We start from the raw sequence: 14888 nt of genomic DNA, 5'->3' as shown, positions 1-14888 counted from the left end.
GTTTATATGTTTAGGAGTTTATTTTACATGACAAATATGAATCGTATGAGAATCATTTTAGGAATTTGCACTTTTATTTTTTTGGTGAGTTGTGAATCGTCTTCCAAAGAAAAATACACAACGTATGACGACGTAAAAATCGTCAGTGCCATGAAAAATGTGATGTGGAAAGGCGAATTGCAAGGAAAAATACAATTGGATACGATTGCTACTAAAAAAGGCTTGTACGGTATTGGTCCGCTGAGTTATTTGCAAGGCGAATTGCTTATCAACGATGGAAAAAGTTATGTCTCTAAAGTAACTTCCGATTCAACCATGAATGTTGAGGAAACTTACAACGTTTCCGCACCGTTTTTTGTATATGCGAATGTGAACAATTGGATGACGATTCCGTTGCCTTATGAGATAAAAACAATCAAAGATATTGAAGCACTTGTGGACGAAGAAACGAAAACCTTCAAGCGTCCGTTCGCATTTAAACTTAAAGGAACTGTCAAATCGGCTACGATTCACATTCAAAATCTGCCGAAAGGCACCAAAGTCAGTTCACCAAAAGAAGCGCATCAAGGTCAGACAAATTATGAGTTAGCCAACGAAGATGTAGAAATTATTGGCTTCTTCTCTACCGAACATAAAGGTATTTTTACGCATCACGATTCCAACATCCATCTACATTTAATCACAAAAAACAAAGACAAAATGGGACATTTGGACGCGATGGAAATTGATAAAATGCAGTTGTTTTTACCTAAAAAGTAAGATTTCAACTTGTGAATTGAAAACTTTTAAACGTGTACAAAAGTAGTATTTAAAAAAGTTTCAATAAGTACAACTCCTCTCGCAACACATTTTATTTCAATAAGTTATATTTTTTAAAAATCTTTCTAAAAGAAAATTCATTTTATAAAACGAAGGCAAAATGGATTGTTTTTCGCGTTTTTTCAGTCTTACTTTGGAAAAGAATTAATCACAAAATATTTCATTATGAAAAAAAGAAACTTACAAAAATTATCATTGAATAAAAAGGCAATTTCTTCTTTGGAATACACCAAAGTTAAAGGAGGAGAAACAAGACACACAAACTGTACAATTTGCTGCTGGGTAGATGAAACTTATCCATGCGGATCGTATATGAGCTGTTAATTTGAGCAATTTTACCTAAACTTTAATTTAATACTAACAACACCAATTCTACATTATTTGCAACACATAAACTTGTTCACTTTGCATGATTGTAGAATTGGTACACACTAAAACTAATGAGCATGAAAAAACAAAAACGTACATTATTGAAATTAAACAAAAAGTTGATTGTGGATATGTCGACTCAAAAAACCATTAAAGGTGGAAAAACTGCATGGTGCTGGGTTTCATTTGGTCATTGTCCGCGATAAACGACTGAATTATTAAAGCCGAATTGCACAAAATAGATTTGTGTGATTCGGTTTTTTATTGGAATAAATTTTCAGTCCGATTTTGTAATGCCTCCATAATTTAGAGGCAAAAGAGCTCTCGTAAAAAGAACTCTTTTGGTAGTAATAAAAAAGGGGTAATGTATTTAGAAAAATACACTACTCAAAATTACGATTAATCGGTGGTCCCGTTATTTTTTTTAGATAAATGAAGGGTAATTTGTAGACGAATAGTACGAAACTACATGTAACATTGTTTTATCGCATGCCTTTTTTGAGCAATATCAGTTTTACGTAGCGCGAAAAAACACCATACGCATTGATACCAGCCACTGCCAAACCTGGCACGCCATCCATAAATCCACGTTTTACAATGTATTCATGAAAAAAACGATACATCGGCTTGAAGGCTAAATGAAAATAGGTTGCTTTTTTGCCTTTTTCCAACATGCGTTCCGCCTGAAACCACGCGTATTTGTCTTTTTTACTGATGTAATGCAACAAGCCTTTGTAAGTGTAATGCAACACTTTGTTTTTGAGCTGTCCAACTGAACCGTCCACAATCAATTTTTCGTGTACATTTCCTTCAAAATGGCACTTTTCACGAACGACCAATCGCGTTACGTCATTGTTGTGATAATACAAAAACCGATTCATGTAAAAATGTGGAAAATTCAATTTATATGCCGTATGTTTTCCCGATTGCATCGCTTGCATAATTTCTTGCTGTAGCGGATACGTAATGCGTTCGTCCGCATCTAAAAACAATACCCAATCGCAGGTAGCAAACTGTAACGCGTGATTCTTCTGATTGGAAAAATTATCAAACTTGCGTGAAATTACTTTGCAATCGTGCGCTTCTGCAATCGCAACCGTTTCGTCCGTACTAAGCGAATCTATCACAATAATTTCATCTGCAAATTGCACCGAATACAGCGCATCTTTCAGATACAACGCTTCGTTATACGTAGGAATTATGACAGATAGTGTTGGCATGATAAATTTAAAACACAAACTTACTAAAAAACTTTATCTTTGCACTCGGTATGACAACAATAGACACTTCCATTATCATCAGTACGTACAACTCTCCGGAGTGGTTGGCAAAAGTTTTACACGGATATAACAATCAGACGTATCGCTTGTTTGAAATTGTAATTGCAGACGACGGTTCCAAGCAAGAAACCATTGATTTGATTGACGAAATCCGCAAAGAAGTCTTTTACCCAATTGTACATGTATGGCATGAAGATAACGGTTTTCAGAAATCGCAAATTCTCAACAAAGCGATTGTCAAATGCAGCACGCCGTATATTATAATGTCGGATGGCGATTGCATTCCGCGTGCCGATTTTGTAGAGCATCATGTAAAGCATCGTGAAGAAGGTTTTTTCCTTTCGGGAGGATACTTTATGTTGCCGATGAATATTTCGAAACTGATTACCAAAGAAGATATTTACGAAGGCAATTGTTTTGATGTGAAATGGTTGAAGAAACACGGATTGAAAGCTTCGTTTAAAAATAATAAACTCACTTCCACAGGATTAAAATCGCGCGTACTCAACACTATTACGCCCACAAATGCCAGCTGGAACGGACACAACGCTTCGGGTTGGAAAAAAGACATTGTTGCCATCAACGGCTTTGACGAACGCATGCAATACGGCGGACAAGACCGAGAACTCGGCGAACGCTTGATGAATTACGGACTGAAAAGCAAGCAAATTCGCTACAGTGCGGTTTGCGTACACTTAGATCACCCGCGTGGGTATAAAAATCAGGAATCTATTGATAAGAATTTGGCAATTCGGAAGACTACCAAAGATGAAAAGCGGAAGTGGACGGATTTTGGGATTGTTAAAAAGTAGTATTGAGATTTTTTTGATGGGGAAAGGCTGCGCTTTTTTTTCATTTACTAATTTTTTTTAACCTTTCACTACATAATATGAAATGTCGATTTTATCATCTTCCAAATCTAATTCTTTATTAACCTCATTATACTCTATTTTTTCAATATAGTTTGGTTCAATTTCAATTTCAGCCATTCCTTTTTTATTAAAATCTCGAGCGAGTAATTCCCATTCAAAGACTATTTTTGTTGAATTGATTTCTGGCAATAAAGAAATTTCGAAAAATCTATTATCTTTCTGTATCAATGGAGTATTATCTTTAGGATGATAGGTAATGGTCTTATCCTCATCATCTATAAAAATTGTTGTTGATAGTTTTGGGAGTATTGGATGTCCATCATCAAGATGACTGACACCTTCTTTAAAAAATATCATCAAACGCCAATCTTCTAAAACTACTGCTCCCTTATTTTCCATTATCAATTCAAAATCTACCCAAGATTTGTTTACTTGATTAAAATTAAACGGGTCCAATAGGATTTGACTAAAATTTAATAAGTTTTCATTGGAATTTAGACTTTCAATTAATAATTGTGAATCGGTTTTGGTTGTCATTTTAAACTTTGTAATAGTTTTTTCATAAACTGGATTCAAAGTCAATGATTTTTTTAAATCATTAAAAGAAATATCAAAATCAAATCTTCCTCTTTGCCCTATTCCATTTAGATACCAATTATATGTATCTTGATTATCTTCGATTAAATCTACAATATCCTCCCAACAAAATAGCAATATTTCAAAAGAACCATTTTTTTGATTCTCGATATCCTTTAATCTGACAAATTTTTCGATTTTAGCATCTTTATTTGAAGTAGTAGCAATTATATATACAGCTAAATTAGGTTCAAATTTTTTAGCTTTAATAATTTCCTCTATGATTTCTGATTTGGTAAGTTTCGCACTAGAATAATCATCCTTACCTTTTGCTTGTATTCCCCAATATCGATTTTCCCCTTTAGGTATACCATACACATCAACTCCTGCTTGATTTTGTCCCAAGCGTCCATTCTTTTTTATTTTATTTGGAATTTCCCATATCTCACCCCAAAGCTTTTTACAAAGAGATTCAAAATCCTGCCAATTTTCAGGCTTTCCAATTGTTTTCTTCATTTAATTAGTTTGAAATGATAAATCGATTAATATAAATTTAAATTTTCAAGAATTTAACTATTTCTAAAACTACAATATTCCTACAAAAAACCAAAATCATTTTCAAATTATAAATTGAAACCAACTCACAACAGAAAACCCACAACTGAGCGAAGCGAAAAAAACAAATTAACAAATTGACAAAAAACAAATCGACACTTCGGCAAGCTCAGTGCAGGCAAAAACGAATAACAAAAAACACCCAAAAGACCTTCATACATTCGAAAAATAAAGAAAACATTCGTAAATTTGCAATCCAATTTACCGCAGTGCATGAATTACAAAGAAGCCTTACAATCCAACATATTTTCAGTCATTTCTAAAGCAGCGTCCGAATTACAGTTAGAAACCTATGTAATCGGCGGTTTTGTGCGCGATTTTCTCCTAAAGCGCGGCGATGCAAAAGATATTGATATTGTGGCAGTTGGAAGCGGTATTGCACTCGCGAAAAAAGTGGCTTCGCTCCTGCCGAACAAACCAAACGTGCAAGTGTTTAAAAATTATGGAACTGCCATGATTAAAACGAAAGACATTGAAATTGAGTTTGTAGGCGCACGCAAAGAAAGTTACGAACGCGGCAGTCGAAATCCCGCAGTGGAAAACGGAACTTTGCAAGACGATCAAAACCGTCGTGATTTTACCATTAATGCACTCGCGTTGAGTCTGAACGAAGACAGTTTTGGAGACTTACTCGATCCGTTTGGCGGTTTGCAAGATTTGGAAAATAAGCGAATTGTCACGCCGTTAGATCCAGATATTACCTTTTCGGACGACCCGTTGCGTATGATGCGCGCCATTCGTTTTGCAACACAATTGAACTTTACCATAGATCCGGTTTCGCTAAAAGCCATCACTCGTAATTGCAAACGCATTGAAATCATTTCTAAAGAACGAATTGTCGTAGAATTGAACAAAATTCTCATGAGCGAAACGCCTTCTATCGGTTTTAAACTGTTAGAAAAAACGAACCTGTTACCATACATTTTACCAGAATTAGTCGCGCTGAAAGGCATTGACGAAAAAGAAGGACAACGTCATAAAGACAATTTTTATCACACACTAGAAGTTGTTGACAATATTTCAGAAAACACGGATAATGTATGGTTGCGTTGGGCAGCGTTGTTGCACGATATTGGAAAAGCTCCGACAAAAAAATTCAATAAAAAACAAGGTTGGACCTTTCACGGACATGAATTTATAGGTGGAAAAATGGTGTACAAACTCTTCAAGCGTTTGCGCATGCCGTTGAATGAAAAAATGAAATTCGTGCAAAAGATGGTCACGATGAGTTCGCGACCGATTGTGTTATCGCAAGACAGTGTTACGGATTCTGCCGTGCGTCGTTTGGTGTTTGATGCAGGCGAGCATGTAGACGACTTAATGACACTTTGCGAAGCAGACATCACCACGAAAAATCCAAAGAAATTTGAGCGTTATCACAACAATTTCAAAATGGTTCGTGAAAAAATTGTGGAAGTGGAAGAACGCGATCACGTGCGTAATTTTCAGCCACCAGTTTCGGGTGAAGAAATCATGCAGACCTTTAATTTGAAACCATCCCGAGAAATCGGCATTATAAAACACGCAATAAAAGAAGCCATTTTAGAAGGCGATATTCCGAACGAATACGAAGCGGCACGCGAATTTATGATTGCCAAAGGAAAAGAATTAGGACTTGTTGAACATATAGAACGATAAATGAAGAAGCATTTTCACACCATCGCAAAAGTCACGTTAACTTTAGTGTATATTGTTATCATTGCGGGCGCTGTGGTGCGTATGACAGGCAGCGGCATGGGCTGTCCAGACTGGCCAAAATGTTTTGGCTATTACATTCCGCCAACGGAAGAAGCGCAATTGCAATGGCAACCGAATCATTTTTATGAAGATGGCATGGTGATTATTGTGGACGAAACCTTGCAAGTTGCCAAAGAAGATTTTACCACAACGACTGCGTTTAACGCTGAAAATTGGGAAACCTATACCAAACACGATTACGCTAAGTTTAATGCGTTTCATACCTGGGTTGAATATATCAATCGTTTGTTTGGCGCGTTGGCTGGATTGGCAACTTTACTACTATTTGTCGGTTCGTGTTGGTATTGGAAAGAGCAAAAAGTCATCACCATTTTATCATTTTTTACCGTTGCTGGAATGGGATTTCAAGCTTGGTTGGGAAAAACAGTGGTCGATTCTAACTTAGCGCCGTTTAAAATTACGACACACATGATGATGGCATTGTTGATTGTTGCCGCATTATTATACATTGTTCACGCCACATCCGCCAAAATAAAAACACACAAAGCGGATGCGACATTTACCAAATTGCTCTATGCTTCTATTGTGTTGACAGTGATTCAAATTGTGTTAGGAACGCAAGTACGACAGTTTGTAGACGAGCAAGTAAAAATTGTGGGCGAAACGGCAAAATCACTGTGGTTGGCAACTCCGGAGTTGGATTTTTACATTCATCGAACGTTCTCTATCGTGGTTTTATTGGTGAATATTTGGTTGTTTTACCGATATAAAAAACTCGCTTTAGGCTTCACTAAAGTCAATTGGGTATTGGTTTTATTAGTGTTGGAAATCCTTTCGGGAATTGCCATGTACTACTTCAATTTTCCATTCGGAACCCAAACGATTCACATCGTATTGGCGACGATTCTTTTCGGAATTCAATTTTATTTAATCTTAGAAGCGCGGAAAGCACAAAACAACGCAGAAAGTTTGTAAATTTGCTGTCCAATTTTAATGAGCATGATTTTTAGATTTAGAATAATACTTGACGCAACAGAAGATGTTTTTAGAGACATCGAAATAGAAGAAGAAGCTACGTTTGAAGACTTCAGCAATGCCATTACGCAGGCTTTTGGCTTTGACGGAATGGAAATGGCGTCTTTTTACACAAGTGACGACGATTGGAATCAAGGTGAGGAAATTTCACAGTTTGATATGGGCGATGGAGACAATCCTATCTTATTGATGAATGAAACAACGCTCGACAGTATTTTTTCGGAAGACCAAACCCGTATGATTTACGTGTACGATTTCTTGAATATGTGGACGTTTTTGATAGAATTGGCAGAAATTGCAGAACCGATGAATGGTATTTTGTATCCGAACCTGTTATTTTCACACGGAATTTTACCCGACAGCGCTCCCGATAAACAGTTTGAAGCAGACGAAGACGAAGATCCGTACGGATTTGATGATGACGATGATTTAGACATCAACGACTACGACAGCTTGAATTTCGACGAAAACTGGAACTAGCTTCGACGAGCTCAGCTACCAGCTTCGGTAAACTCAGCTGTCTCAGTTTTCAGTTTTCAGTTCTCAATTTTCAGTTTTCAGCATCCCGCTAACAACTAGTAACCAGCAACAAAAAAATCACACCTAACGCATGATTAATTTATACAGCGCACAAATTAATGACATTTCTATCCACAAGGTTGGAAATAAAAGCAGAAACGAAAATGTATTTCTTTCTTCAGAACCGTACCAATTAACGGACGAAATTACGCCATTATTGAAAGAATATTTTTTTAAACCCTTTCGCGATAAAGAAGAAAATTACTTTCAGTTTGTCAATGAAGTCGATTTGGAATTCAATCAACTGTACACGATTGTAACGGATATTTTCAACGATCCTTCGAGTGTTCATGAAAATTCTAAAAAAGTAGCTTCGTTATTGTTTGAACAATCACAACATCCGCATATTAAAAGTGGTGAAGTGTATGTAGGACATTTTGAAAATGTGGTGATTGACAATGAGAAAGTAGATGCTGTGGGAATTTTTAAATCGGAAATCAAGCACGATTTTTTACAGTTTGAAGAAAAAGGCAACAACTTAGCTGTGTTGTTACAACAAGGTGTTTCGCTGAATAAACTGGACAAAGGCTGTATCATTTTCAACGTTAAAAAAGAAGAAGGGTATAAAATTTTGTCGGTAGACAGCAATAAATACGATACCAAATATTGGCTCGACCATTTTCTCGGCGTAGATGTGTTTGAAGATGAAAACTTTTACACGAAAAAATACCTAAAGTTCTGTCAAGATTTTGCAAAAGACGTGGTGTTTCCTGCGGAAGATAAAAAAGAAGAAGTCATGTTTATGAACCGCGCGGTGAATCATTTTGCGAAGAATGATACCTTTGAAGAAACCCAGTTTTTAAACGATGTCATTGAAAATCCAGATTTGATTCCAGAGTTTAAGCATTATAAAGTAGAAAAAGGACCAAAATACAGCATTGAAGACATTTCGGAGTTTCCAATTGCCAATAAAGCGGTTTCTTCGGCGCGAAAAAGCATCAAGAATACGATTAGTTTAGATACCAATATTCAAATCAAAATGGACTTTATCAATCCAGAATCGGCTGAAAAATTTGTCGAAAAAGGTTGGGATGAAGAAAAGCAGATGTATTATTATTTGGTGTATTTTAACAAAGAGCAGAAATCATAAATAATAGAAAGCCTTTACCGCGAAAGTAAAGGCTTTTCTTTTTTGCTTCAATAGTATAAAATTCATGAATGCATTAGTATCTTGTAACAATTTTTCGTTTAAGTCGTCAACTAAATACAATCAATCAAAAAACTATATATCTTGGAAACAATCCTCTCACTGCAAAACCTGAGTAAGAATTACAAGAACGTTAAAGCAGTACAAAACCTCTCATTTACCATAGAAAAAGGAAATGTGTACGGCATTTTGGGACCGAACGGAAGTGGAAAATCGACTACGTTGGGAATGGTCTTAAATGTGGTCAACAAAACTTCTGGAAACTTTAAATGGTTCAACGGAAATGTGGCTGTACACGATGCTTTGAAACGCGTGGGCGCAATTATAGAACGTCCAAATTTTTACCCGTACATGACCGCTTATGACAACTTGAAGCTGGTTTGTAAAATTAAAAGTGTATCTACCAATAAAATTGACGAGAAGTTAAAAATTGTTGGACTTTTAGACCGAAAAGACAGCAAATTCAAAACATTTTCGTTGGGAATGAAACAGCGATTGGCGATTGCTTCTGCGCTGTTGAACGATCCTGAAATTTTAATTTTGGACGAGCCTACCAACGGACTCGACCCGCAAGGAATTCATCAAATTAGAGAAATTATCAAAGAAATTGCCACGCAAGGAACTACTATTTTATTGGCTTCGCATTTATTAGATGAAGTAGAAAAAGTATGTTCGCATGTGGTTATTTTACGAAAAGGTGTCAAAATTTATTCGGGTCGCGTAGATGAAATGGTGGCTAGTCAAGGATTTTTTGAATTGAAAACTGACAAAGAAGCCGAACTTATTGCTATTTTAGAAAAACATGAATCGTTTGGGAAAATAACCAAAGAAGAAGGACTTATCAAAGCCTTTTTAACCGCACCACTAAGTGCTTCCGATTTTAACAAAGCTATGTTTGAACAAGGCATTGTGTTATCGCATTTAGTCAATCGTAAAGAAAGCTTGGAAGAGCAATTTTTACAACTTACCGAAAATCAATCCAACTAATTTATCCCATCACGACTATGTTACGTTTATTACAAATAGAATTTCAAAAACTTTGGCTTAATCGAACGAGTAGAATACTCATCTACGTTTCGTTTGTGTTTCCACTTTCCATATTGATTCTCTCTACCATACGAATTAATTTCTTTGGTATGTTTGTCATTGACCTTTCGGAAACTAAAATTTTTCACTTTCCGTACATTTGGCATATCACGACATTTTTTATTGCCTTTTTCAAATTTTTCTTTGCCATTGTCGTCGTCTCCATGATTGGAAACGAGTACAGTCATCGCACCCTAAAACAGAACCTTATTGACGGTTTAAGCAAAAAAGAAATCATTCTTTCCAAGTTTTATTTCATTCTTGCCTATACAACTTTGGTAACGCTCTTAGTATTTATCATTACTGCAAGTATCGGAATTGCCAATACGCCATCGGCTGATTTATATTTAGACACCATATTTCAAGGTACTGAGTTCATCTTAGCCTATTTTGTAAAACTCTTGACCTTCTTTAGCTTGTGTTTATTTGTAGGTGTTTTGATAAAGCGTTCGGCATTTGCATTAGGATTTTTATTTGTCATGTTTATTGCCGAATTAATCCTTTATGGGTTGTTCCGATTCAAATGGTACAATTATGAAACTTCGAATGAAATCATGCAGTTTTTCCCGTTCACAACCATGTGGAATTTAATTGACGAACCATTTACCAGAATGGGCTCTATACACAGTACAGAAGAATTTTTTGTGACGGACTTCAACGTATATTGGTACGAAGTTGCCATAGCCATTGTTTGGTTGATTATTTACATTACAGCATCTTATCAAATCCTCAAACGAAGAGATTTATAACAAAATACATACAAATTGGACAGATTTTACAGAAAGAGCGGAGCAATTCGCTCTTTTTTTGGTTGCGAATTATTATATTTGACGCCTGTTGAGTATGGAAAATTGCTATGAAATATTCTGTCGTAAAAATGCGCTCTATTCCCAAAATACAAATTCAGAGTACGTTTATACAATCGTATTTCTCTCCTACTCTTTTTTTAAAAATCGTCAACAATCATAAAATCAGATACTAAAAATTCTGTAAAAGAGTTATTACACAGGATTATAAAGCGTTTGCGCCGAAAAAATATCAAGTTCAGATGAAAAAAATTTTACTATTCATTCTTATCGTTGTACCAACTATCATTTATGCCCAGGGAGAAGCGTCTAACTGGTATTTTGGAAATAGTGCCGGAATCCGATTTGACCCAGTTACCTTTGCCACAACGCCTTTAACGGATGCTTCACCACAATTTCAAACCAGCGAAGGTTGTGCTACTATTTCTGATGTAAATGGAAATTTACTGTTTTATGTAGGTTCACGAAGCAATCAAAATGATCAGCAAGGAAACATTTTAACTATTTGGAACAGAAATCACCAAATAATGCCAAACGGAACGGATATTTTAGGAAGTTCTACCAGTACACAAGCGGCTATCGTAATTCCACAACCTGAAAATCCTAATCGTTATTATGTTTTTACAGTTGACGGATTATTTCCTGGAGAAAACAATCCCGCTAATTTAAGTGGATTTAATTACTCCGTTGTAGACATGTCGCTCGATGGCGGTTTTGGAGATGTTCTTCCTGCCGAAAAAAACCTACCAATCCTTCCAAGATCATCCGAAAAAGTAACGGCTGTTCGAGGCGACGGAAACTTTTTTTGGGTACTTACACATTACGTGGATACTTTTTATGCCTACAGAGTAGATAGCACAGGATTTTCTCTTGCGAGTGAAGTTACGTCCCAAGTCGGACCAGTTTTGTCTGAAGCAGGCTATCGTAGTAATTCGCAAGGATATTTAAAAGTTTCTCCTGACGGAACAAAAGTAGCCATGGCAAACTATTCTGATGATGATGATGCTAGCAACGGTCCTGGAAATATTTTCATTTTTAGTTTTGATCCTGCAACTGGACAAGTTGGAAATGGTGGTGCTGTAGAAGAAATCTATACTGGAGATTCGCCGTATGGTGTTGAATTTTCAGCAGAAAGTAGAAAACTATATGCTACGGTATTAATCTCAGGAAATCAATCTACCTTACTTCAATACAATGTCGAAAATCCAATTGGAAGTATTGCTGCAACACAAACACTAATCAATGGTCCCAATAGCAATAGCCCCGGAGCTTTACAATTAGCGATTGACGGACGAATTTATAGAGTCATCAACGGCTCTAATTCACTACACTACATCGCAAATCCTGAACTCGATGGTGCTGCTGCTGGATACAATACTGCTGGTGTTCCCATTGGAGGAACCGCTGTTTTCGGGTTGCCTCCGTTTATTACCTCTTTTTTCTCAGCTAGTATCAACTTTCAAGGAACATGTTTAGGAAGTCCAACCGATTTCTCTGTAAATACTTCTAGTACTATTGATAATATTTCTTGGGATTTTGGCGATGGAAATACGTCTACACTTGAAACACCTTCACATTCATACACTGCCGCAGGAACATATACGGTTACAGCACAAATTACCAGCGGTGTGAATACTCAAAATTTCTCTACGGATATTACAATTAGCGAAACACCTACCGCAAATCCAGTAGACGACCAACTCATCTGCGATGACAATAATGACGGATTTTGGACGCTCGACTTAGCTGCGTTGTCAACAAATGTACTAAATGGACAAGACGCTACATTGTTTACGGTAACCTATCACGCAAATCAAGCAGATGCTGATACAAATATGAATCCGCTCACAAGTCCGTACACCAACCAAACTGCGTACGGATTGGAAACCATTTTTGTTCGCATCGAAAACAACAACGATACGGATTGTTTTGACACCACTTCTTTCGATTTTGATGTGTTTGATCAACCTACAGCAAATTCAGTCATGGATTATGAGCTCTGTGACGATGCTACCGATGGCGATGACACCAATGGTTTTGCTACCTTCGACCTTTCTACTATTGATACTGAAGTTTTAGTCGGACAAGACCCGATGCAGTTCAACATTAGCTATTATGCAAACCAAACAGACGCTGACGATGCTATGAACGTCTTGGCAACTACTTATGTAAATACCTCTGCTGGTGGAAATCCGCTCGTTGCACGAATTGAAAATGTAGACAATCCAAACTGCTACGATACGGTACAATTTAATGTGGTAGTGAATCCGCTTCCGATTGTTTTACAACCTGTTGCCCTACAACAATGTGACGATGATACAGATGGAATATCTGATTTCAACCTAACAGAAGCAAACTCTTTACTATCCAATGATGCTGCTAACGAAACATTCACCTATTACACAACTTTAGCAGACGCACAAAACGCTACGAATCCTATCACAAATGATACAGCTTACAACAGTGGGAATGGCGGATTGGTACATGCACGAATTGAAACCGTAAATGGTTGCTTCCGTACTGGAGAAGTCAATCTACTAGTAGCAACTACGCAAATTCCAGACACATTCCAGCTCAACTATGAAGTCTGTGATGATGCACTTATAGATGGTGACAATACCAACGGAATCGCTGCTTTCGATTTTAGTGATGCAGATGCGCAAATCAACGCGCTATTTCCTATGGGACAAAATTTGACAATCACTTACTATGAAAACTTTACAGATGCCTTAGCAGAACAAAATGCCATTGCTGACATCAGCAACCACCGAAACGATGCCTCTCCAAATGTTCAAAACATTGTGGTGCGAGTAGACAGTGAAACGAACAACTCTTGTTTAGGTTTGGGCGAACACATTACGCTTACGGTAAATCCATTGCCTAATACAAATACAATTACAGACTATGTTGCATGTAGTGACATTCCAAATCAATTTACTTTCGACTTAACCACAAAAGACCCAGAAGTCATCAACGGACAAGCGAATATCAGCGTTACCTATCATGAATCGCAAGCAGAAGCTGACAACAACACAAACGCTATCACAAGTCCGTATACAACGTTTCCAAGAACAATTTACGTACGCGCGGAAAACACGGTGACAAACTGTGTCAATACCGAAATGACGTTTGAACTCATCATCAATGAAAATCCTATAGCAAATATGCCAACCGATTTAATTGTATGTGATGAAACTCCTTTTGATGGTTTCACTGCTGTAGATTTAAACATAAAATCGGCTGAAATTGCAGGAACACAAACTGACGTTTCCGTTCAATACTTTATCAGTCAAGCGGATGCAGATAATAATGTAAATGCATTAGCGTCTCCATTCACAAATACAGTAAATCCACAAACCATCTTTGCGCGTGTAGAGCACGGAATAACTGGATGTTACAGCACCACTAGCTTTAATATTGATGTGAATGAAGCTCCTATAACTAACACTCCTACTCCACTCGAATACTGTGACACGGACAACGACGGTATCGGCATCTTTAATATCAGAAGCTCTGAGAGTGAAATCACAGGTGGTGTATTACCAGGTCAAGTCACAGTGACCTACCACGAAACTCCAGAAGATGCAGACAACAATGTCAATGCACTCGCTGATACCTATAGCAACATCAATCCGTACAATCAAACACTGTATGTACGTGTGGAGAATGTCCTTACGGGATGTTACAATGTAGTGTCACTCGCGTTAATCGTGCATGATTCACCAGAGATAGCCGCACTCGATACCCTAACCTTAGCGGAATGTGATGATATTACTGGAGATCAAATCGCACAATTTGATTTAACACAGGCTCAGACTGACATTCTAAACGGCGAAGACCCAATAACTCATACAATTCGTTACTATAACACCCAGGCAAATGCCATCGCTGGAACTGCCGCAGGCGAGATAAACAATCCAAATGCCTATAGCAACATTCCACCGAGTCCACAAATCATCTGGGTACGCGTGGAAGACCAAGTAACAGGATGTTTTTCTATTACCAA

At 37.1% G+C, this 14888-nt stretch carries 13 protein-coding genes; 11 read left to right on the top strand and 2 right to left on the bottom strand.

The features are described 5' to 3' along the window. Positions 1–45: 45 nt before the first annotated feature. The 3 genes from C8N46_RS06875 to C8N46_RS20940 all read left to right on the top strand — a co-directional run bounded on the left by C8N46_RS06875 (position 46) and on the right by C8N46_RS20940 (position 1394). Positions 46–759: an acetolactate decarboxylase gene (locus C8N46_RS06875; protein ID WP_108114580.1), complete on the top strand. Its 714-nt coding sequence runs from the start codon at positions 46–48 to the stop codon at positions 757–759. Positions 760–984: 225 nt separating this feature from the next. Next, positions 985–1143, top strand: a complete 159-nt coding sequence (locus tag C8N46_RS20400; RefSeq protein WP_158269099.1) for a hypothetical protein — start codon at positions 985–987, stop codon at positions 1141–1143. Between the two features lie 122 nt (positions 1144–1265). Beyond that, complete coding sequence (locus C8N46_RS20940; protein WP_262498070.1) at positions 1266–1394, top strand: hypothetical protein; 129 nt, start codon at positions 1266–1268, stop codon at positions 1392–1394. A gap of 276 nt (positions 1395–1670) precedes the next feature. Here C8N46_RS20940 and C8N46_RS06865 read toward each other — a convergent pair whose 3' ends face one another. Beyond that, a complete protein-coding gene (locus C8N46_RS06865; RefSeq protein ID WP_108114151.1) occupies positions 1671–2408 on the bottom strand; it encodes a glycosyltransferase family 2 protein in 738 nt (245 codons plus the stop codon). Positions 2409–2458: 50 nt separating this feature from the next. Here C8N46_RS06865 and C8N46_RS06860 point away from each other — a divergent pair, with 50 nt between their 5' ends. Beyond that, complete coding sequence (locus C8N46_RS06860; protein WP_108114150.1) at positions 2459–3280, top strand: glycosyltransferase family 2 protein; 822 nt, start codon at positions 2459–2461, stop codon at positions 3278–3280. Between the two features lie 57 nt (positions 3281–3337). Here C8N46_RS06860 and C8N46_RS06855 read toward each other — a convergent pair whose 3' ends face one another. Then, positions 3338–4432 (bottom strand): hypothetical protein, encoded by a 1095-nt coding sequence (locus C8N46_RS06855; RefSeq protein ID WP_108114149.1) that lies wholly within the window; start codon positions 4430–4432, stop codon positions 3338–3340. Between the two features lie 312 nt (positions 4433–4744). Between C8N46_RS06855 and C8N46_RS06850 the strand changes: the two genes are divergently transcribed. From C8N46_RS06850 to C8N46_RS06820, 7 genes are all read left to right on the top strand, one after another. Continuing rightward, entirely contained in the window at positions 4745–6169 is a 1425-nt protein-coding gene (locus C8N46_RS06850; RefSeq protein ID WP_108114148.1) for a CCA tRNA nucleotidyltransferase, read from the top strand. Further along, the gene (locus C8N46_RS06845) at positions 6170–7204 is read left to right on the top strand and encodes a COX15/CtaA family protein (RefSeq protein ID WP_108114147.1); all 1035 of its coding nucleotides are present in this window, start codon (positions 6170–6172) and stop codon (positions 7202–7204) included. 24 nt (positions 7205–7228) lie between these two features. After that, complete coding sequence (locus C8N46_RS06840) at positions 7229–7744, top strand: IS1096 element passenger TnpR family protein (RefSeq protein WP_108114146.1); 516 nt, start codon at positions 7229–7231, stop codon at positions 7742–7744. A 130-nt stretch (positions 7745–7874) separates the two neighbouring features. Beyond that, positions 7875–8933: a nucleoid-associated protein gene (locus tag C8N46_RS06835; protein ID WP_108114145.1), complete on the top strand. Its 1059-nt coding sequence runs from the start codon at positions 7875–7877 to the stop codon at positions 8931–8933. A gap of 141 nt (positions 8934–9074) precedes the next feature. Further along, on the top strand, positions 9075–9977 hold the full coding sequence (locus C8N46_RS06830) for an ABC transporter ATP-binding protein (protein WP_108114144.1): 903 nt from the start codon (positions 9075–9077) through the stop codon (positions 9975–9977). A gap of 17 nt (positions 9978–9994) precedes the next feature. After that, positions 9995–10825, top strand: coding sequence for an ABC transporter permease (locus C8N46_RS06825; protein ID WP_108114143.1), 831 nt, complete (start codon positions 9995–9997; stop codon positions 10823–10825). Positions 10826–11124: 299 nt separating this feature from the next. Beyond that, the coding region (locus tag C8N46_RS06820) for a PKD domain-containing protein (protein WP_146169750.1) at positions 11125–14888 on the top strand (3764 nt) is incomplete at its 3' end.

Source organism: Kordia periserrulae, assembly GCF_003054265.1.
Lineage (GTDB): Bacteria > Bacteroidota > Bacteroidia > Flavobacteriales > Flavobacteriaceae > Kordia > Kordia periserrulae.
Note: the sequence above shows the minus strand (reverse complement) of the source record. Positions and strands in the feature narration are given on the sequence as shown.

Bases quoted from the DNA above. Each gene is read 5' to 3' on its own strand.
- C8N46_RS06865 (WP_108114151.1), bottom strand. From the start codon at position 2,408: ATGCCAACACTATCTGTCATAATTCCTACGTATAACGAAGCGTTGTAT.
- C8N46_RS06855 (WP_108114149.1), bottom strand. From the start codon at position 4,432: ATGAAGAAAACAATTGGAAAGCCTGAAAATTGGCAGGATTTTGAATCT.
- C8N46_RS20940 (WP_262498070.1), top strand. From the start codon at position 1,266: ATGAAAAAACAAAAACGTACATTATTGAAATTAAACAAAAAGTTGATT.
- C8N46_RS06875 (WP_108114580.1), top strand. From the start codon at position 46: ATGAGAATCATTTTAGGAATTTGCACTTTTATTTTTTTGGTGAGTTGT.
- C8N46_RS06835 (WP_108114145.1), top strand. From the start codon at position 7,875: ATGATTAATTTATACAGCGCACAAATTAATGACATTTCTATCCACAAG.
- C8N46_RS06840 (WP_108114146.1), top strand. From the start codon at position 7,229: ATGATTTTTAGATTTAGAATAATACTTGACGCAACAGAAGATGTTTTT.
- C8N46_RS06845 (WP_108114147.1), top strand. From the start codon at position 6,170: ATGAAGAAGCATTTTCACACCATCGCAAAAGTCACGTTAACTTTAGTG.
- C8N46_RS06825 (WP_108114143.1), top strand. From the start codon at position 9,995: ATGTTACGTTTATTACAAATAGAATTTCAAAAACTTTGGCTTAATCGA.
- C8N46_RS06860 (WP_108114150.1), top strand. From the start codon at position 2,459: ATGACAACAATAGACACTTCCATTATCATCAGTACGTACAACTCTCCG.
- C8N46_RS20400 (WP_158269099.1), top strand. From the start codon at position 985: ATGAAAAAAAGAAACTTACAAAAATTATCATTGAATAAAAAGGCAATT.
- C8N46_RS06850 (WP_108114148.1), top strand. From the start codon at position 4,745: ATGAATTACAAAGAAGCCTTACAATCCAACATATTTTCAGTCATTTCT.